This is a genomic window from Zunongwangia profunda SM-A87 (assembly GCF_000023465.1).
Taxonomy (GTDB): domain Bacteria; phylum Bacteroidota; class Bacteroidia; order Flavobacteriales; family Flavobacteriaceae; genus Zunongwangia; species Zunongwangia profunda.
The window spans coordinates 1,777,539-1,798,583 of record NC_014041.1 but is presented as its reverse complement, the minus strand read 5'-3'; the positions used below and the strand labels follow the sequence as shown (position 1 = coordinate 1,798,583).

General features: G+C 36.0%; 19 protein-coding genes and 1 tRNA gene. 10 read left to right on the top strand and 10 right to left on the bottom strand.

The window, feature by feature from the left end; all coding sequences use genetic code 11:
- Positions 1-32 precede the first annotated feature (32 nt).
- The 5 genes from ZPR_RS07920 to ZPR_RS07900 all read left to right on the top strand — a co-directional run bounded on the left by ZPR_RS07920 (position 33) and on the right by ZPR_RS07900 (position 6,421).
- Complete coding sequence (locus tag ZPR_RS07920) at positions 33-1,430, top strand: tetratricopeptide repeat protein (protein WP_013071146.1); 1,398 nt, start codon at positions 33-35, stop codon at positions 1,428-1,430.
- Positions 1,431-1,467: 37 nt separating this feature from the next.
- Positions 1,468-2,406, top strand: coding sequence for a DUF368 domain-containing protein (locus ZPR_RS07915; RefSeq protein ID WP_041578787.1), 939 nt, complete (start codon positions 1,468-1,470; stop codon positions 2,404-2,406).
- Positions 2,393-3,430 (top strand): DUF368 domain-containing protein, encoded by a 1,038-nt coding sequence (locus ZPR_RS07910; RefSeq protein WP_041578786.1) that lies wholly within the window; start codon positions 2,393-2,395, stop codon positions 3,428-3,430. Before ZPR_RS07915 ends, ZPR_RS07910 begins: the two co-directional genes overlap by 14 nt.
- Before the next feature lie 61 nt (positions 3,431-3,491).
- A complete protein-coding gene (locus tag ZPR_RS07905; RefSeq protein WP_013071143.1) occupies positions 3,492-4,223 on the top strand; it encodes a shikimate dehydrogenase family protein in 732 nt (243 codons plus the stop codon).
- Positions 4,224-4,339: 116 nt separating this feature from the next.
- Positions 4,340-6,421, top strand: a complete 2,082-nt coding sequence (locus ZPR_RS07900) for a DUF349 domain-containing protein (RefSeq protein ID WP_013071142.1) — start codon at positions 4,340-4,342, stop codon at positions 6,419-6,421.
- 286 nt (positions 6,422-6,707) lie between these two features.
- On the opposite strand, the gene lgt is transcribed toward ZPR_RS07900, so the two are convergent.
- From lgt to ZPR_RS07865, 7 genes are all read right to left on the bottom strand, one after another.
- Complete coding sequence (gene lgt, locus ZPR_RS07895) at positions 6,708-7,538, bottom strand: prolipoprotein diacylglyceryl transferase (protein WP_013071141.1); 831 nt, start codon at positions 7,536-7,538, stop codon at positions 6,708-6,710.
- A 28-nt stretch (positions 7,539-7,566) separates the two neighbouring features.
- A complete protein-coding gene (gene mazG / locus ZPR_RS07890; RefSeq protein WP_013071140.1) occupies positions 7,567-8,340 on the bottom strand; it encodes a nucleoside triphosphate pyrophosphohydrolase in 774 nt (257 codons plus the stop codon).
- 64 nt (positions 8,341-8,404) lie between these two features.
- Positions 8,405-8,863, bottom strand: a complete 459-nt coding sequence (locus tag ZPR_RS07885; RefSeq protein ID WP_041578785.1) for a hypothetical protein — start codon at positions 8,861-8,863, stop codon at positions 8,405-8,407.
- A gap of 380 nt (positions 8,864-9,243) precedes the next feature.
- A complete protein-coding gene (locus ZPR_RS07880) occupies positions 9,244-9,504 on the bottom strand; it encodes a hypothetical protein (protein WP_013071138.1) in 261 nt (86 codons plus the stop codon).
- A gap of 124 nt (positions 9,505-9,628) precedes the next feature.
- Positions 9,629-9,704, bottom strand: a tRNA-His gene (locus tag ZPR_RS07875).
- A 61-nt stretch (positions 9,705-9,765) separates the two neighbouring features.
- Positions 9,766-10,482, bottom strand: a complete 717-nt coding sequence (gene bshB1 / locus ZPR_RS07870) for a bacillithiol biosynthesis deacetylase BshB1 (RefSeq protein WP_041578784.1) — start codon at positions 10,480-10,482, stop codon at positions 9,766-9,768.
- A gap of 48 nt (positions 10,483-10,530) precedes the next feature.
- Positions 10,531-11,688: a trans-sulfuration enzyme family protein gene (locus ZPR_RS07865; RefSeq protein WP_013071136.1), complete on the bottom strand. Its 1,158-nt coding sequence runs from the start codon at positions 11,686-11,688 to the stop codon at positions 10,531-10,533.
- A gap of 235 nt (positions 11,689-11,923) precedes the next feature.
- Here ZPR_RS07865 and ZPR_RS07860 point away from each other — a divergent pair, with 235 nt between their 5' ends.
- From ZPR_RS07860 to ZPR_RS07840, 5 genes are all read left to right on the top strand, one after another.
- The gene (locus tag ZPR_RS07860) at positions 11,924-13,663 is read left to right on the top strand and encodes a thiamine pyrophosphate-dependent enzyme (RefSeq protein ID WP_013071135.1); all 1,740 of its coding nucleotides are present in this window, start codon (positions 11,924-11,926) and stop codon (positions 13,661-13,663) included.
- Positions 13,664-13,771: 108 nt separating this feature from the next.
- Entirely contained in the window at positions 13,772-14,824 is a 1,053-nt protein-coding gene (locus ZPR_RS07855) for an NAD(P)-dependent alcohol dehydrogenase (protein WP_013071134.1), read from the top strand.
- 129 nt (positions 14,825-14,953) lie between these two features.
- On the top strand, positions 14,954-15,331 hold the full coding sequence (locus tag ZPR_RS07850; protein WP_013071133.1) for a PH domain-containing protein: 378 nt from the start codon (positions 14,954-14,956) through the stop codon (positions 15,329-15,331).
- A gap of 47 nt (positions 15,332-15,378) precedes the next feature.
- Positions 15,379-16,617, top strand: a complete 1,239-nt coding sequence (gene hutI, locus ZPR_RS07845) for an imidazolonepropionase (RefSeq protein ID WP_013071132.1) — start codon at positions 15,379-15,381, stop codon at positions 16,615-16,617.
- Complete coding sequence (locus tag ZPR_RS07840; RefSeq protein WP_013071131.1) at positions 16,617-17,630, top strand: formimidoylglutamase; 1,014 nt, start codon at positions 16,617-16,619, stop codon at positions 17,628-17,630. Before hutI ends, ZPR_RS07840 begins: the two co-directional genes overlap by 1 nt.
- A gap of 163 nt (positions 17,631-17,793) precedes the next feature.
- Here ZPR_RS07840 and ZPR_RS07835 read toward each other — a convergent pair whose 3' ends face one another.
- The 3 genes from ZPR_RS07835 to treF form a co-directional block, all read right to left on the bottom strand.
- Entirely contained in the window at positions 17,794-18,453 is a 660-nt protein-coding gene (locus tag ZPR_RS07835) for a sigma-70 family RNA polymerase sigma factor (protein ID WP_233421382.1), read from the bottom strand.
- 65 nt (positions 18,454-18,518) lie between these two features.
- Positions 18,519-19,337, bottom strand: coding sequence for an SDR family oxidoreductase (locus tag ZPR_RS07830; RefSeq protein ID WP_013071129.1), 819 nt, complete (start codon positions 19,335-19,337; stop codon positions 18,519-18,521).
- 48 nt (positions 19,338-19,385) lie between these two features.
- Entirely contained in the window at positions 19,386-21,014 is a 1,629-nt protein-coding gene (treF, locus tag ZPR_RS07825; RefSeq protein ID WP_083759751.1) for an alpha,alpha-trehalase TreF, read from the bottom strand.
- Between the last annotated feature and the right edge of the window lie 31 nt (positions 21,015-21,045).

The following is a 21,045-nucleotide window of genomic DNA, read 5'->3' as shown; positions in this document are numbered from 1 at the left end:
TAGTAAAGTAGCAATCCAGTAACAACTTGCTTATGCAGTTAAGTCATAACGAAGATAATAATTTCTCGCTTTCACGTTTCGAATCAATGCTTAAGACCAATGATGTTTTATTCTTTGATTCTAACGAATTCGAAAATATTATTCATCATTATTTAGAAATCGGAAAGATAAATCTTGCTAAAAAGGCCGTTAAATTAGGGCTTTCTCAGCATCCATCGTCTATCAACCTTAAACTTCTTAAGGTTGAAATTCTTGTTTTTGAAGATAAATTAGATCTTGCCGATGGTTTATTGGCCGAAGTGCAGGATTTGGAAGCTAACAACGAAGAGGTATATATTCAGAAGGCGCAAATCTTTTCGAAACGGGATGAACATCAACAGGCAATCAAAGTTCTAGAACTAGCTTTAGATGTTACAGATGAAGCTGCTGAAATCTACTCAATGATTGGTATGGAATATCTTTTTCTTGAAGATTTTGAGAATGCCAAGATCAATTTTATGAATTGCCTTGAAGCCGATGAAGAAGATTATTCTGCCTTATATAATGTAATGTATTGTTTCGATTTTCTCGGTCAAAAAGAAGAAGCTATAGAATACCTGAATATGTATTTGGATAAAAATCCGTACTGCGAGGTAGCGTGGCATCAGGTTGGGAAGCAGTATTTTGATTTAAAGGACTATAAAAAAGCTTTAGCCGCTTTCGATTTTGCCATCATAAGTGACGAATATTTTATAGGGGCTTACCTGGAAAAAGGAAAAGTACTCGAAAAACTGGAACGTTATATCGAGGCTATAGAAAATTACAACGTCACTTTAGAGTTAGACGATCCTACTTCTTTCGCCTATTTACGAATTGGTAAATGTTTCGAAAAACTGGGTAACGATAAGCTTGCTCTTTCAAATTTTGAAAAAACGGTACATGAGGATCCACTTTTAGACAAAGGCTGGATCGCTATTACCGATTTTTATATCAAGAAGAAAAATTTTAAAAAAGCGCTATATTATATTAATAAAGCGATTAATATTGATGAAGAAAACGTGCTCTACTGGAAACGTTATGCAAAAATCAATAACCGATTAGATTTAAACAGAGAAGCTGAACGGGGCTATCGTAAAACTTTAGATCTGGGAAATTACGAATTGGAAACCTGGATTAGACGATGTGATATTTTAATCAATCTTGCGGAATGGGAAACCGCGGTACAAAATCTACTGCAGGCTAATGAATTTTATCCCGGTATTGCTGAGATTGAATATAGATTAAGCGGATTATATTTTATGCTGAATAATGCAGATCTTGCTTACAGGCATCTTGAAAAAGGCTTAAAAGCTGATGCGGAATATTATATTATCATTGAAGAACTTTTCCCTGATATCTTTAAAAGAAAAAGTGTTAAACAATTAATAGATTCTTATCAAAAGGCTTCATAGTAATTTCCTAACTTTGGGCAAATCTAATTTTTAGGATATGCAAAGAAGCTTACGAGAATACCTTAGCGTTACGTTAAAGGGTATGGCTATGGGAGCAGCCGATGTTGTGCCCGGAGTATCGGGAGGTACGATCGCGTTTATTTCAGGAATTTATGAAGAATTGATCTCTACCATTAGCGGTGTAGATCTTTCTCTTTTAAAAACCTGGAAAAATGAAGGTTTTAAAGCCATGTGGCTTCAATTAAACGGCGGTTTCATCGTTTCCCTTTTTCTAGGAATTCTTATTAGTGTGTTCACGCTAATGCGATTGGCAAATTATTTGCTACAAAATCATCCCGTTTTGATTTGGTCATTCTTTTTTGGACTGGTGCTGGCAAGTATCTGGTATGTGGCCAAACAAATCCCTAAATGGAATTTTAAAATCATTATCGCGCTAATTCTTGGAGCTGCCGTAGCATTATATGTAACATCATTACCGCCCATGGGAAGTTCTAAAAGTACATTTTTTATGTTTATTGCCGGTGCCATTGCTGTTTGTGCGATGATTTTACCGGGAATATCCGGAGCGTTTATATTAGTGTTACTTGGTGCTTACCGCCCGGTAACCGAAGCTGCCCACAATTTTGATATTAAAACCTTGGCTATAGTTGGTGCCGGTGCTGTTTTTGGATTGCTTAGCTTCTCCAAAATTTTAAAATGGCTTTTTACACATTATACCAGTATTACTTTGGCAGTCTTAACCGGTTTTATCGCCGGTTCTTTAAATAAAATATGGCCATGGAAAAAGGTATTAGAAGTGGCTAGATTTGATGATAAAGAAATTGTGATTAATGAGACTTCCGTCTTGCCATGGAATTTTGAGGGCGATTCTCAATTATTATTCTCAGTGGTTCTGATGTTAGCGGGATTCGGACTCATTTTTCTTCTGGAAAGCTTAGCAGGCAACCAACCCGAAGAGTCTAATGCAACAAACTAGAACATTCACAGATAAATTATTCCTTATATTAAAAGGACTAGCCATGGGAGCTGCCAATAAAGTTCCCGGGGTTTCTGGTGGTGTTGTAGCTTTTGTTGCCGGTTTTTACGAAGAGTTTATTTATTCCTTACAAAAGATAAATATTAAGGCAGGTAAACTTTTAATTGCCGGTCGTTTTCGCAGTCTGTACCATTATGTAAACGGGAAGTTTTTAGGCTTACTTATTTTGGGGATGCTTATTAGTTACTTCAGTGTTTCCAAAATTCTGGATTATCTAATAGTTCATTACGAACTTTACGTTTGGTCTGCTTTTTTTGGGATGATTATTGGATCGATCTATTACATCAGTAAAGATTTTGATGAATGGAGCCGACGCAGTATTCTCTTTGTAACTTTAGGAATTGCTTTTGGCGTTGCTATTAGTATGTTAGAACCTGCACGGGAAAACGACAATTTATGGTTTGTCTTTTTTTGCGGTATGATTGGTGTATCCGGGATGACATTACCAGGATTAAGTGGTTCTTTTATCCTTATTTTACTGGGAAATTATGTGTTGTTATTGGTAGATTCTGTTAATGCATTATATGATACCTTAGCCGATATTCTTAGTTTGGACTTTAGTTTTACTACTAACGAATCCAGGATGCATTTGCTACAGGTTATGATCATTTTCGCGTTGGGATCACTGGCAGGTCTGGTTTCCCTTTCCCACTTACTCGGATTTGTATTAAAGCATTACAAAAAAGATACTTTTGCAACTATCATTGGTTTTATTACAGGTTCGTTGGGCGTAGTTTGGCCCTGGAAAATCAAAACCTATAAGACTGATGAAGCTGGTAATTTTTTAATGGATAGTCACGGTGAAAAGGTTATAGATAATTATAATAGATTTTTTCCAGACTTTACAAATGGTGAAACCTATTTAGCCATATTCTTTATTTTGGTGGGCATTTTTATTGTTTTGGGGCTTGCCCTTTACGAGAAAAGAGCACACGCAAAGAAGATCGCCAGAGATCCAAAATAAGAACTTAAAAAATTTTTTTGAGGATAATACATGGAATAAATATTCAAAAAGAGACCAAAAAATGAAGAAATTCGGACTTTTAGGAAAAAATATAGCATACTCATTTTCAAGAAAATATTTCAACGATAAATTTGAAAATGAAAAAATTAACGCCGAATATGTCAATTTTGATATTCCAGAAATCACAGATTTCCCAATGATAATCACTAAAAATCCTGCGCTTGCCGGAATGAATGTTACCATTCCTTATAAACTGGAAGTAATGAAATTTTTAGACGATCTTTCTGAAGATGCTGAGGAAATTGATGCTGTAAATGTAATCAAGTTTGAAAACGGCGGAAAACTAATTGGTCATAATACCGATTTTACAGGTTTTCGGGATTCTCTAAAACCTCATCTTAGACCGCAACACACCCATGCGCTGATTTTGGGAACCGGCGGTGCTTCTAAAGCCGTAGCCTATGCTTTAAAAACCATGGGGATTTCATACAAGTTCGTTTCCAGATCACCTCGTAAGGAGCAATATGCCTATTCAGAGTTAAATGAAGAGATTATCCTAAAATATTCTTTGATCATTAATACCACCCCCCTGGGAACATTTCCAAACGTTGATCACTGTCCTGAAATTCCGTATCGGTTTATGACTAAGAATCATCTTGTTTTCGATTTGATTTATAATCCGGCGGAAACAAAATTTATGAGTAACAGTAAGAACCATGGGGCTGTCGCGGTAAACGGGCATAAAATGCTCGAATTACAAGCCGAAGCAGCCTGGGCAATATGGAATTCTTAAAAATTTGAGGATTTTCATTCTTATTTTTTCATAAAAGATTTGGTTTGCTTGCCCAATTTTCGTGTAGTTGTTATCTTTCAGCTTTAATAACACTCAGAACTTTAACATTGAAAGATATGTCTCAATCAGATAACGAAAACAAGAAAGAAGAACTTTCCAAAAAAGAGACTCCTGAGATTACTCAAAACAGTCAGCACCAGGAGACCACTTCAGAAAGTACAACAGAAGAAAAGAAGGTAGAAGAATCTTTTTCGGAAGAGGTTGAGCATCCAAAAGCTACAACTAACGAGCTTGAAGAGGCTATGGTAGCCGAATCTACTTTTGTTCAGGATACCGAAGATCATAAAAAAGCCAAGGCTGAGGACATCGATATCGAAGATGATGATCATGAAGAGACCATTATCGACGAGCATAAGAAAGGTGTAGATGATTCGCTTGCCGAGGATAGCGAAGATGAAAGTGCCACAGAGCGCCATACTATCCCTAAAAAAGACTATCATTCGATGAGCAAAGAGCAACTAACCGATGAGTTAGAGCGATTGCTCAAAAATGAGAAAATACAGGCAATTAAAGAACATGTCATCGAAATTCGAACAGAATTCAACGCTAAATTCGATGAGGAGTTAGAGGAAAAGAAAGAAGATTTTCTTGCCGACGGCGGTAATATCATCGACTTTCATTACTCTACTCCGCTTAAAAACCGTTTTAATTCGCTGTATTTCGATTATCGCGAAAAACGAAATAAATATTATCAGCAATTAAAGCAGGATCTTAACGCAAATCTTAATAAACGTCTTGAAATTATTGAAGAATTAAAGGGGTTACTTGATGTGGAGGAAAACATCAATACCACTTACAATCACTTTAAAGACATTCAGGATAAATGGCGCACGGCGGGACCAATCCCTCGCGATAAGTACAACAATGTATGGAATACTTATCACCACCACGTAGAGAATTTCTATGATTTTCTTCACTTAAATCGTGAATTTAGGGATATGGACTTTAAGCATAATTTAGATCAAAAGCTTAAGGTTATTGATCGTGCTGAAGAACTAGCACAGGAAGAGGACACTAATCGTGCCTTTAGAGAGCTACAGATGCTACATAAGATGTGGAAAGAAGAGTTGGGACCTGTAGCTAAGGATTATCGTGAAGAAATTTGGGAACGTTTTAGCAATGCTACGAAAGTTATCCATGATCGCCGCCAGGAATATTTCGAAAACCTGGATAAAGAATTTGAAAAAAACTGGGAAAAGAAGCAGCAAATTATCGAAAAGATTCGGGAAATAGCTGATCAGGATTTTAGCAGTCATAATAAATGGCAGCAAAAGATTAAAGAAATTGAAGCTCTACGTGAAGAATTCTTTAAAGCCGGTAAAGTACCAAAAAGTAAAAACGAAGAAACCTGGGCTGATTTTAAAGAAACGGTAAGACGTTTTAACCGCAAGAAAAATTCATTTTACAAGAATCTTAAAAAACAGCAATACGATAATCTGGAAAAGAAAAAAGAACTGATCCAGATTGCTGAAGATAATAAGGATAGTGATGATTTTAAAACCATCACACCTTTGATGAAAAAAATCCAGTCTGATTGGAAAAATATCGGGCACGTACCAAGAAAGGATAGTGATAAGGTGTGGAAACAATTTAAAGCTGCCTGTAACTATTATTTTGAACGCTTGCACGAAAATCGAAGTGAAGAGAATAAAGAAGAGATGGAAGCTTTTGGTAACAAAAAAGAGCTTCTTGATAAAATCCGTTCTTTCGAACATTCCGGTGATAAAGAAGAAGATCTTAAAACCATTAAATCTTTTATTGCCGAATGGAAGACCCTGGGTAGGGTACCCTTTAATAAACGATTTATTGAGGGGAAATTTAATAAGGCTCTGGATCAACTATTCAAAAAACTGGATGTTAATCGTACAAAAGCAGAAATGCTGAAATATGAAAATAAAATCCAGGCACTTAATGATGCCGATGATGATCATAAGATTAGGAATGAACACTTTTTTCTTTCTAAGAAGATTGAAGAAACACAGGCTGAAATTAGGCAGTTAGAAAACAACTTACAGTTTTTCTCTAATGTAAACGACGATAATCCACTGGTACAGGAAGTACACAAAAATATTGAAGATCACAAAGCCCAACTAAAAGTTTGGCGAGAAAAACTGAAGAAAGTAAAATCACTTTACTAGTTCTGGTTAAAATGCAATAAAAAACCGTCAGCTTTTCCTTCTGGCGGTTTTTTTTATTGTAATCGACAAGCAAAATGAATTGTGCCAATACTGTCCAGATTACAATCGAGAGGTATCGAAATAAAAATAATCTTCTAATAATGCAATACCTATAGGATAGATTAGTTTATTTAAGTACAAAAACTTAGAAGCTTAAAGCAAGCCTGGCGTTATTACTAGAAAAAAACTTTTTATAATCCTGGACCAATGAGATTCTTTATAGATTACTTAAACTTCCAATAAAAGATTAAAACATTTGTAGGTGCCCCTTCCTTTTATTTAAAAAAAAGATAATGAAAAAGCCAACAACAATAAACGGAATGCTTAACCACTGCCCCATATTTAAAGTCATTTCACTCTCAAATGCTACCTGATTTTCTTTAAAAAATTCAATAAAAAATCGGCTTAAGAATAATAAAACTAAGAATAGTCCAAAAATTTGACCATTTTTACCTTTCATTTTGGGGTATAGATAGAATAAAATCCCAAAGATCAATAAATAGGCAATAGCTTCATAAAGCTGTGTTGGATGCCTGGGAATCATATCATCTCTAACAAATACTACTCCCCAATCGCCATTAGTAGGTTTTCCGTAAATTTCAGAATTCATAAAATTACCAAAACGGATAAAAGCACCTGTTACTGGTGTTCCTAAAGCTACTTTGTCCAGTACCCATAATAGCTTTACTTTATATTTTCTGCAGTACAACATAATGGCTATAAAAACACCTAAAGCACCACCATGACTTGCCAATCCCTGGTATCCCACAAATTGATAACTTCCTTCAATCCTTTGAATAGGTAAGAAGATCTCTAAAGGATGTGAAAAGAAATATTCTGGCTGATAAAATAAACAATGGCCTAATCTTGCTCCTATTACCGTTCCCAATATAATATAGGATAATAAACTATCAAGGTCTTCTGTAGGAATATGCTCTTTTTTGTAAATACTTCTTACTATTAGATAACCTAGCATAAGGCCGGTTACAAACAAGAGACCATAATATTTTAATGGAAAAGTATCTGTAATCCAAAACAAAACCGGATCTATATCCCAATAAAAAACATTATCATCCATGATTATTTACAATTGTTATCAACTATCCCTATAACTTCTTAGCTTCATTCCAATAGACATCCATTTCAGCAAGAGTCATATCTTTTAAAGCTATATTTTTTTCAGCAGCCTTTTGTTCAAGATATTTAAAACGAGCTATAAATTTTTTATTAGTTCGTTCTAAGGCATTTTCAGGATTAATTTTAAGAAAACGGGCATAATTGATCATAGAGAACATAACATCTCCAAATTCCGCCTCCATTTTATCCTTATCAGCAATATTTACTTCCTCCTGAAGTTCATGTAACTCTTCCTCTAACTTTTCAAACACCTGTTGCGGTTCTTCCCAATCAAATCCCACACCTGCCACTTTATCCTGTATTCTACTGGCCTTTACCAGGGCCGGTAAAGATCCTGGAACCCCTTCTAAAACACTTTTCTTCCCTTCTTTTAGTTTCAGGTTTTCCCAGTTCTTTTTTACGTCTTCTTCGTTTTCAACTTTTACGTCCCCATAAATATGAGGATGTCTTGAAATCAGCTTTTCACAAATTCCATTCGCAACATCAGCAATATCAAAATCATTACTTTCGCTTCCTATTTTCGCATAAAAAACAAGATGCAACAACAAATCCCCTAACTCTTTTCTAACCTCTTCTATATCTTTATCTAAAATAGCGTCACCAAGTTCATAGGTTTCTTCTATGGTAAGAGGTCGCAAACTTTCCATAGTTTGTTTACGATCCCAGGGACATTCTTCCCTAAGTTCATCCATTATAGTAAGTAATCTATCGAAAGCTTTTAGCTGCTCTTCTCTGGAATTCATATGATCTTTTTAAAAGACCAAAATACGATATTAGCTTTAGGAAGACTAGGGAGATTTCCTTAATTTATTGTTTCTTAAATTTATAAGAACAGCCTTCTGTACATATTGGTCCTTTATAAGTAGGATGATAAACCAAATACCTATCATTTAAAGCCTCTACGCCCCAATAGGATTTATTATCGGGATAAATGGCCTGATCCACTTCACAAGAATAAGTAAGTTCTATCATTTGCTTAGCCTCATATTCTGGATGTGCTACAACACGATAAGTTCCTCTTTCACAATTACCGTCATTTTTTATAAAAGTAGCATCAGCTAAAAATTTTATGGTATAACTTTGTGATACCGGCGACCATGATACTTGTCCGCCCGAGCTCACTTTAGATTCTACAAGTTTCCACTCTCCAACTAATGTATCGCTGTTTATCGCTACTAAAGGCAAACTTTCTATCTCATCTTCATTATTGTCACAGGCATAAAGGCTAAGCAAGCATACTGCAAATACTAGGATATATTTTGTCATGTATAAAGGTTTTTAATTAGATCCTAAAAACCAAAAAAGGTTGCGTAAGCAATTTATGAACTCAATGAAGAATAGAAAACAATCGTAAACTACCTTAAGGCAAGACCATAAGGGTTCTAAATAGTTATTTTTAATTTCAAGACATCATGATACTCATAATTATTGGGATAGAACTGTAGCATTTAATCTAGATATCGATTAAAATAAGAAGGATGATGCCTTCGCATCATCCTTCTTGTGGCTATAAACAACTTTTTAAATGAAGTGCGGTAGCTCCGCATACCATTAAAAGTTATATTGATAACCGCTAAATTTAAATATTATTATATCTGAAACCGTATTTTTTACAAAATAGGGTGATTTTCCCCATATTCAACTATCTAAATTGCATAAAGATTAAATTTAGGGTAAGCAGAAACCGAATAATTATTAGAATTACACATCTCTTCATATTCTTCTTCCGTAGGTAAGTCAAAATCTTCAAAATAACCAGAAAATAATTCTAACTCGGCATAACTATTTAAAATAATAACAAGACTTTCATATTTTGGCAACGGAAAAGAAAACTCAAGTTTTGCCTTTACTTTTTCATGAGCAGCAAGAAAATTTTCTATACGCCTAATCTTATTTTTAGTTATCATCTATGGTTGCTTAGAGAAGCTAAATTTAAAAAAATAATAGTTTGATTAAAAACCGGGAAATAAAATTTTAGGAAATTGGCTACAACAAAAAACCCTGCTTAAAAAAGCAGGGTTTCACAAATAAGGGTGGAAGACCGGGTTCGAACCGGCGACCTCTGGAACCACAATCCAGCGCTCTAACCAACTGAGCTACATCCACCATTTCAAATTGCGGTTGCAAATGTAAACTATTTAAACAATTCCACAAAGAAAAAATTCCAATTAAATTAAATCAAATATCGAATTCACTGCTACATAGCGTTCTACAGTATAACCTTCAGCATATTCGGTATTGATAATTCGGCCCAAATCTCGTGCTCTATAAATTATACTGTCAAAAAAGTTATTGCTGGAGATGGGTGTTTTGGGCTCTTCGCTATCAGGATCGTAAAACTGACTTTGATAAGCTTTTACAGATTCCATCTTTTTATCCATATATCCGGTCACATCTACCACCACATCTGGTTCTATATTTTTCCACTGGATATAGTGAAAAACCTGTTTTGGTCTCCATGCCTCCTGCTTTAAACCGTCTTTAGAAGTTTCAATTCGGCGTAATCCACTTAAAAAACAGGCATCACTTACCAGTTTAGAACCTCGACCATGATCTATATGCCGATCGTCTATCGCGTTACAAAAAACGATCTCTGGTTTATATTTTCGTAGAATCTTTATAATTTCTAATTGGTGTTCTTTATCATTTGTAAAAAATCCATCGGCAAAACTTAGGTTTTCGCGAACATGCACTCCTAAAATTTTAGCAGCATCGATAGCTTCCTTATCCCTTATTTCTGCAGTGCCCCGTGTGCCTAATTCTCCACGTGTTAAATCTAAAATCCCTACTTTCTTACCACGATCTATCTCTTTGGCCAAAGTGGCAGAACAACTTAATTCTACATCATCTGGATGTGCTCCCACGGCCAAAATATCTAACTTCATCATTTTTCTATTTCAAATATTGCAATTGGGGTATTCCCCCGATTATTTTTAATTTTCACTGATAGCTTTTAAAGCCTGCTCTATATCTGCTATCAAATCTTCTGGTTCTTCTATTCCCACAGAAAATCTTAACAATCCGTCTTTGATGCCTTGCTTTGCTCTCTCTTCAGGAGTTAACAAACCATGAGAAGTTTTTGATGGAGAAAGAATAGTACTTTCTACTCCCGCTAAACTCATCGAAGATTTTATCAATTGTAATTTTTTCTGAAATTCGTCGGCGTTTAAGCCTTCTATAAGTTCAAAAGACAGCATTCCCCCAAAACCTTTCATCTGAGCTTTTGCCAGTTCATGTTCAGGATGCGATGTTAAACCCGGATAATATACTTTGGCTACCTTATTATTTGCATATAGATATTCGGCAAGGACCTGTGCATTTTCGTTTTGCGCTTTTACCCTTAGCCCCATCGTCTTTAAACTGCGCTCTAAAAGCCAAACCGTATAATCACTTAAATTTCCGCCCAGATTTTTGGCCATCTGGAATACCGTATTAATTTTATCTTCAGAAGAAATTACCACTCCGGCAAGAATATCACTATGTCCTCCCATATATTTGGTGGCCGAATGAATTACGATGTCGATGCCTAAATCTATTGGATTTTGATTTACCGGGGAGGCAAAGGTATTATCGATCATGCTTACCAGGCCTTTCTTTTTTGCCAATTGGGCAACAGCGCTCACATCGGTAATGGTAAGTAACGGGTTTGACGGTGTTTCGATATAAACTAACTTGGTATTTTCTCTAATTTCAGCCTCAAACGCCGCTGGACTTGCATCTTTTGTAAAGCTATATTCTATTTTAAATTTATCGAATTCCTCTGTAATCAAATTACTTGTTCCTCCATATAATGTATTTTGAAAGACTACATGATCACCAGACTGAACATGAGAAAGCAGCGCAGTACTTACCGCTGCCATTCCACTCCCAAAAATAAGTGCGGCCTCGCCATGTTCCAATGCCGCCATCTTTTTTGCTAAAGCTACCTGATTTGGGGTATTAAAATATCTTGGATAGCGTTTAACTTCTACCTCTTCGAATGCATAAGAAGTAGCCATATATAACGGTGAAACTGCTCCTTTAAATTTTGTATCTTCCAGTTCTCCGGCATGTGTACAAATGGTATTAATGCCTTTATATTTTTTATCCATCAAGCTTTTTATTTAGTGCGACTAATTTAAGAACTTCAGCTTTTAAATACTATAGATTAAAACCCTTTCTGCTGCGAAGTCTTAAAGAAAACTTTATTCGAAATCGAATTAGCACTTAAAACCCTTAAAATTTTATAAAATCATTTGGAAATTTAATTAGTGCTTTACCACTGATTTAACAGCAAAATCAATGCTTTAGCATTATCTTTAAACTACTTAAAAAAAACATAAAATTATGGGAAGAAAAGTTGCAGATCTTTTGGTTACAATGCTTGTTGAAGCTGGTGTAAAACGTGTTTATGCAGTTACCGGTGACAGTCTAAATCCTGTTAACGACGCCGTAAGACGTGATGGCAGGTTACAGTGGATTCATGTACGGCACGAAGAAGCTGGTGCTTACGCAGCATCAATGGATGCTGAATTAGACGGAATTGGATGTTGTATGGGTAGTAGTGGCCCGGGACACGTTCATCTGGTAAACGGACTTTATGATGCCAATCGTGCAGGAAATCCTGTGATTGCAATAGCTTCTACCGTAGAAACGGATAAACTAGGTACAGAAAATTTCCAGGAAACCAATGTAACTAAATTATTTGATGACTGCAGCAAATACTGCTTTATGGCTAATACCCCGGCCCAGGCCGCACATGGTTTCCAAAGTGCAATTCAGCATGCCATACATCAAAAAGGTGTAGGTGTTGTTGGATTGCCGGGCGATGTAGCTTCTGCAGATGCCACCCATATTTCTACTTCAGAACAAAACTACTTTACCAGCTCTAAATTACAACCAGGTGATCAGGAAATGAAAACACTGGCCCGGGTGATCAATGAAAACAAAAAAGTGATGCTTTATTGTGGTCACGGCTGCAAAGACGCTCAAGATGAAGTTATGCAGTTAGCTAAGAAACTAAATGCTCCTATGGGCTTTAGTTTTCGAGGAAAAATATATTTCGATAAAGAAAATAATCCCTATGCGGTTGGACTAAACGGTTTACTAGGAACCAAGTCGGGCTTTAAAGCCATGCATGAAGCTGATGCTCTGGTCCTTTTAGGAACAGATTTTCCTTACACTAATTTTCTCCCCGAAAAAAATACAATTATACAAATAGACGAAAAGCCAGAACGTATTGGTCGTCGTGCGAAAGTAAATTTTGGTTACAATGGCAAAATAAAAGATACTTTAGAAGCACTTCTACCTCTTTTAGAAACCAAAACAGAAACTGATTTTCTTGATGAAATGAGAGCGCTTCATCAAGAAGTAGAAGAAAAGTACTGTAGTTATGTTAAAGACAAAGGTGATGCTAAGAAAATTCATCCAGAATATGTTGCTTCGGTAATTGATGAGATAGCGAGTGACGATGCTATATTTACGGTAGATACCGGAATGAGTGCTGTTTGGGCCGCCAGATATTTAAAAGGAAAGAAAAATAGATATTTAACCGGTTCATTTAATCACGGTTCTATGGCTAATGCCATGCCCATGGCTATTGGAGCAGGCTTAGGGCATCCAGAGAGACAGGTGATTGCTCTTTGTGGTGACGGAGGAATCTCCATGCTTTTAGGCGATCTAATGACAATTAGCCAATATAAAATTCCGGCAAAAATCATCATTTTCAATAATAGTTCCCTGGGAATGGTAAAATTAGAAATGCAGGTGGAAGGTTATCCAGAATGGCAAACAGATATGGTGAATCCCGATTTTGCCTTGATTGCTAAAGCCATGAATATTCATAGTTGGGTCGTTGAAGATCCTAAAAACATACAACAGGCATTACAGGAAGCCTTTGACCATGACGGGCCCGCAGTTGTAAATATTTTTACCGATCCCGATGCTCTTGCTATGCCACCCGAAATTAACTTTGAACAAATTAAAGGTTTTGCAAAAACAATGGGTAAAATGATGCTGAACGGAAGAACAGCTGAAGTGATCGATACCGCAAAATCAGACATGAAATATCTCAAAGAAATATTTTAGATCTAAAAAATTGATCCAGGTTAAGAAACTCAGTTAAAAACGAGTTAAACATAACGTGCGCGATTTAATTGCGTTTCAATTCAGCTATTTTGTCAAAAAAGTGAATATATGAAAAGTACAGAAGTAAAAGCGTTTGGCGCTAAAACTGAAAAATCAGATTTAGAGCAACTTCAAATCAATCGTCGCGAAACACTTGCAGAAGATGTTGAAATCGATATTTTATATTGTGGCGTATGCCATAGTGATATCCATACCGTAAGAAATGACTGGGGTGGTTCTAAATACCCCGTTATCCCTGGACATGAAATTATAGGTAAAGTGGTAAGTGTTGGTGAAAACGTATCGAAATTTAAAGAAGGGCAGCTTGTAGGCGTTGGTTGTATGGTAGATTCCTGCCAGCAATGCGAATCTTGTAAAGAAGGCTTAGAGCAGTACTGCGAGAACGGTATGGTAGGTACTTATAACGGAAAAGATAAGCATCTTGGTGGGCATACTTTTGGTGGATATTCAGAGAAAATTGTAGTCGATCAAAAATTTGTTCTTAATGTTCCTGAAAATTTAGATACCAAAGCAGTTGCACCTCTTTTATGCGCGGGGATTACTACATGGTCACCTTTAAGAAATTGGAATGTGAAAAAGGGTGATAAAGTTGGGGTCATTGGTCTTGGTGGTCTTGGACATATGGGAATTAAGTTTGCGCATGCTTTAGGTGCTAAAGTGGTCATGATTACTACGTCTCCCGGTAAGAGCGAAGACGCGAAGAAATTAGGAGCAGATGAGGTCTTAATTTCCAAAGATGAAAAACAAATGGCAGAAAATGCAGGAAGTTTTGACTTTCTTCTAAATACCGTTCCCGTAAAACACGACTTAAACCCATACATTGGTTTATTAAAAAGAGATGCTACCATGGTGATGGTTGGAGCAATAGAACCACTGGAATTTCACGGAGGTGGATTAATAATGGGAAGAAAAAGCCTGGCCGGATCGCTTATTGGTGGTATCAGAGAAACGCAGGAGATGTTAGATTTTTGTGGCGAACATAATATTGTTTCAGATATAGAGATGATCAACATGCAAAATATTAATGAAGCTTACGATCGCGTGACCAGTAACGATGTGAAATACCGTTTTGTAATCGATATGCAATCGCTTAAAAATTAATGAAAGCTTCTCTACATCGAATCAATATTCGATAAATTATAACAAATATTTATTAAGGCTGCTTTTAAGTTATACTCTACGGATTTGTAACTTAACGGCAGCTTTTTTATTCATTAAATTCAAAAAATCATGAGTCTATTTTCATCATTATTAGGAAATGCAGGAGCAATAAGTAAAGAACAATTACAGGAGAAATATCATAAATTATTAATTCCATCTGAAAATATTGAAGCAGGTTTTCAGCTAATTCGAGATACTTTTATTTTCACCAATAAACGATTAATTCTTGTAGATATACAGGGATTAACCGGCAGAAAAATAGAATACTTTTCTGCTACTTACAAGAGTATTTCTAGATTTAGTGTGGAAACCGCGGGTAGTTTTGATCTTGATGCCGAGCTTAAGATCTGGATTTCAGGAGAGCAGCAACCATCGATAAGCAAACGTTTTAATAAAAGCGTCGATATTTATGAAGTTCAGAAGATATTAGCCTCTTTCGTACTATAATTTGATTTCTTCATAATCTTTTTATTTTCGCTTTAAACGATACATCAATGAAAACCCTTTTCAAAAATATCAAGGAATTAATACAAATTCGTGATCCTGAAATTAAAAAAGTTGATGGCCTGGAAATGAAAGAACTACCATCTATTAAAGATGCCTGGCTACTTATTGAAGATGATAAAATTGTTGATTTTGGGAGTATGGAAAGTTTTCCTGAAAACAATACGGCTAAAATTATTGATGCCTCGGGAAAACTTATTCTACCCGCTTGGTGCGACTCTCATACCCACATTGTATATGCCGGTAACCGTGAATTAGAGTTTGCAGATCGTATAAATGGATTATCTTATGAGGAAATTGCGAATCGTGGTGGCGGAATATTGAATAGCGCTAAAACATTACAGGAAACTCCAGAAGATGAAGTGTATCTACAATCGGCTGCCCGATTAGAAGAAGTCATGAAACTAGGTACGGGTGCGGTAGAAATCAAATCGGGTTATGGCTTAACCGAAGAGGGCGAATTAAAAATGCTTCGCGTCATTAAAAAACTTCAGCAACATTATGATATCCCGATAAAATCGACATTTCTTGGTGCACATGCGATTCCTACTGAATACCAAAGTGATCCCGAAAAATATATGGACTTGGTGATTAATGAAATTTTGCCCAAAGTTGCCAATCAAAATTTAGCAGAATATATCGATATTTTTTGTGAAAAAGGTTATTTCTCTGTCGAGGACACCCATAAACTTTTAAGTGCTGCCAAGAAGTATGGCATGAAACCCAAAATACATGTCAACCAGTTTCATGCTATTGGAGGAATTAAAGCGGGAGTTGAACATAAAGCCTTAAGCGTAGATCATTTAGAAGTGATGACGAATGAAGATATAGAGAGCCTAAAAAATACTGAAACCATGCCGGTGGCGCTTCCCTCCTGCTCACTTTTTCTAAGTATTCCTTACACCCCTGCACGAAAAATTTTGGATGCCCAATTACCCATCGCTTTGGCAACAGATTTTAATCCCGGCAGCACCCCTAGCGGAAATATGAACCTGGTACTTTCCCTGGCTTGTATAAAAATGAAAATGACTCCAGAAGAGGCCATCAACGCAGCAACTATAAACGGTGCCTACGCTATGGAACTTAGCGACGTTGTTGGAAGCATCACCAAAGGAAAAAAAGCGAATTTGATTATGACAAAAAAAATTCCGTCCTACACGTTTCTTCCTTATGCCTTTGGAAGTAATAATATCGATACGGTTTACATCAACGGAAAAGCAATTGACTAATGCTACTGGTTAAGTTTTATAATTTTGATGAGATTCAACATAAAATTTCGGGTAGACCTGGAGAAACCAAATTCGGAGAAAAAATAGGTTTTGTAAAAAATGTATTTGAATTATCGAATCTAAAACAAAGGTATATTCTACTAGGAATTCCTGAAGATATTGGCGTTCGCGCCAACCATGGTAAACCCGGGACTTCTAAAGCCTGGGAAGCTTTTCTAAATTCATTTTTAAATATTCAGGTAAACGAGTATACCTATCCTTCAAACATTGCGATTTTAGGTGAATTAACCGTAAAAGATTTGATGGAAAAAGCATCAAATTTGGATAAAAATAGTCCTGATTATTTCACAAATTTGGGTAAACTGGTTGAAGAAATAGATCATAGGATTTCAGAAGTGATCGAAATCATTGTTGCCTCCGGAAAAATCCCGATCATCATAGGCGGCGGTCATAATAATGCCTACGGAAATATAAAAGGAGCTTCTAAAGCTCTAAAATCTGCTATAAATGTATTGAATATCGACGCGCATACCGATTTACGAAAACTGGAACACCGGCATAGCGGTAATGGATTCAGTTTTGCTAAATCTGAAGGTTTTCTAAACCGCTATTTTATTTTCGGTTTGCACCAAAATTACACGCCTCAATATATTTTTGAAGAAATAATATCTGATAAAAACATCCAATTTCAGTTGTTTGAATATTTAATGGGAAAAGATTCCAAATTCGTTCAAAAATCACTAAAATCAGCTGCAGATTTTGTTTTCCAATCTCAAAGCGGACTAGAGATTGATTGTGACAGTATTAAAGATTTCCCGAGCAGTGCACAAACACCTTCGGGAATTAAGCTGGAAGAAATAAGAAACTTTCTTAAAACCTATAATTTCAGCAATTGTCAGTATCTGCACTTATGCGAAGCGGCGCCTTCCAAAGAAAACCTTGGACAGGTAGGCAAAGCCTTAAGCTACCTGGTTTGTGATTTTATTTCTGAAGAAAAAATTATAGAGATTTAATTCCTAAATAAGGGTTTCATACAGTTACATTTTTCTAACCAACGTATTTGGATCATTGAATTTAACTGGTCTTTAATTCTTAATGCTGATAGACATTCATTTTCAAAAATGATCAACTCATCTTGACTAGTGAAATTGGCGATCGTTATGTTCTGGAAAGCATCTAAAGATTTGGTGATTCACAGTTCGTGCATTTAGCCTGGCCTACTAGTTTCCCATCGATATTCGTTTCGTATTTACAACATTCTTTAAAGCGATCTATCATCATTATTTTTGAACGCCGAATACGGGCTTTTGTATTTGCGAGTGATATGCCCATACATGCTGCGGCTTCTTTTTGTGGTTTCCCATCAATATACACAAGCTTCATAACATCGCAGTATTCCTTTGGCAAGTCCGATAAAAATTTATCAAAACAGCAAACTTCAGTAAATGGATTCAAATCCTCATCTAAACACTGCAATTTAGCATCAGTTATGTCAAAAATCGAACGATTCAAATAATCATTGATCTCATTTCGAATAATCTGAAAGGCCCAGGATTTTAATTTTCCCGGATCTTTCAGTTTATCCAAATTCTTATGGATTTTTAAAAATGAACTTTGTAAAATGTCATTTGCGCAATCTCCATTCCTTGTTCGTTTCAGAATAAAGAAATAAAACTCTTCCTGATACTTGTTCCAAATCTCTTTGGTGTCCATAAAATTATCCTTTCTAAACTCAACAAGTGCAATCACATTTACAATTCTCGCAAGGGCAACTTGTAGTTGCGCAATTCTCACAATCGCAGTTGTTACATTCACACTGGGTACATTCGCAATCATTCATATCCATAGGTTTTCTATGTAGACTGAAAATGCAGTAGAAAGATACAATTTTACACTAGAATTTATCCATTATTGGTAAAACCCGGATAACAGGTCATTCCTCCATCAACAAAAATGGTTGCTCCATTAATATATTCAGATTCATCTGAAGCTAACCATGCTGCAACGCTACCAATGTCTTCTGGTTCCCCTATTTTATTATAAGGGATCACTTTTTTCATTTGTTCTCTACCTTCCTTAGTTTCCCAAACATCCTTATTAATATCTGTTTTTATGGCTCCGGGTGCGATACTATTGCAGCGTACTTTTTTTGGAGCGTACTCCTGGCAAATAGTTTTCATAAGCATTTCTATTCCACCTTTCGAAGCTGCATAATTAGCGTGACCAGCCCATGGTATTATTTCATGAACCGAGCTCATATGAATAATTTTACCTAAAGACTTAGAAACTTCCGGACGCATCCCACGGCGCATAAATTCTTTAATAGCTTCTCTACATGCTAAAAACTGGCCCGTAAGATTAATATTGATAACTGCATTCCATTGGTCTAATGTCATTTCGTGAAGTGCAGCATCCTGCTGCATTCCAGCGTTAGGCACACAAATATCTATGGTTCCGAATTTATTTATACCAGCTTTAAAGATCTTCTTTACTTCGTCTTCCTTACTTACATCTGCTTTTACCACTATGGAATCACCGCTAAGTTTACATTCGCTAATTTCGTGTGCTACTTCTTCAGCTTCCTCTTTACTGGAATGATAATTAATAATTACGTTGGCGCCTTCTTTACCTATGGCAATAGCCACAGCTTTGCCAATACCAGAGCTAGATCCTGTTACTATACAAGTTTGACCTTTTAATCGTTGGTTAGGTTTCTGCATAACTTCCTTTTTTCTTTTAAAGTTAGCCGAATTGTAATCTAAAATATGTTATTCAGACGTTAATTTCTTATAAACACCATTACTCCACCCAAATCCGTCCTGGGTGGGATATTCACCTCCTCCACTTTCTTTAGAAAGATCTTCTACATTATATTTCTCGGTCATTTTATAGGTTCGCTCATACACTTGTTCGTTTAAGCTTGTCCATCGCTCTTTAATGGTATTGCCCAGATCTGAAATTTGATAATGTTGAAGTCCTTTATAAGTAATCCATTGTAAGGGTGCCCAGCCATTTGGTGCATCCCATTGCTGCCTGGTATGATTGGAAGTACTCACTACTCCGCCTTCTTTTAATAATCGAGATTCGATAACTTCGGCTACTTTTTGTGCTTGATCATCTGTAGCGATCTCAAAGAATAAAGGATAAACTCCGGCTACAGAAATTACCGGAGTATGTTGCCCCATTTTAAAATCATAATCCATGTAAAAACCAGTAGCAGTATCCCAAAAATATTTTTCTATGGCTGCACTGCGATTTACAGCAAGTTCTTTATATGCTTTTGCTTTATCTGGATTTTCATTGATGAGATAGGCTTTTGCAATGGTTTTTTCTAAGTGATAGAGCAAACTATTTAGGTCTACAGGTAATATATCTGTAGTATGAATGGCAGATAAATTAAAGCTTCCGCTTTTATCTGGTTTTATCCATCTACTGGAAAAGTCCCAGCCCGATTCGGCTGCTGCTCTTAAATCCCGATAGACTTCCTCTTCACTACGTTCTTGATTGTGATTCACTGCTTCTTCAGCAGTCTTGATGTCTTCCCGATAACTTTCTGGTCGCGGTGTATTTTTGTTATCATAATACCGGTTAAGGATACTACCATCTGGCATTCGTACCACTCTATTTAAAACCGAATCTCTTTCAGAAAGATTCTTAACACCTTCCATCCAAAATTGATATTCTTTTTCTAATTCTGGTAAGTATTTGGCATATACCGTGTTGCCTTTTTCTTCGGCTAAGACATCGATCATTAGTGAATAAAACGGCGGTTGCGACCTACTTAAATAATAAGTACGGTTTCCATTGGGGATAAATCCAAATTTATTAATCAAATAGGAAAAATTATCGATCATGTGCTGTATGGTTTCTACTTCGCCATCAACCTGTAAGCCCAGCATGGTAAAATAACTGTCCCAGTAATAAATTTCACGAAAGCGCCCACCAGGAACTATATATGAATACGGTAAAGGAATTAAAGTTCCACTTAACTTCTCATCAGCAGGTCGTTTTAAAACCGACCATAACTTCTTTATATGTGTAGCAATATCAGAAGAATCTGTTTGATAGCCCTGCGAGGTTTCTTCTCCGGGTAACTGGAAATTATCCCTTAGAAACTTAAACATCGCTGAATCTCCTTTATTTTTAATTTTTTCATATTCCCGTTTTATACTATCCAACGAATTTTCGGGAATAGCATCCACAAAGGTTTTGCTATCACTAAACAAGTTCTCATTTTGTTGAATTTCGTAAAAAAGATCAGCATACAATTCTTCAGGAGGTAAAATGACAATTCTTTTCTCTTCCCTGGTTATTTCTTGTTTTGGCTCTTCTTTACAAGCTACAAAAGTTAAAGCCACTATAAGAACATAAAGTAAGTTTTGATACAGTCTTATCATAGTTTTTCGATTCAATTAGAAGGAATATAAA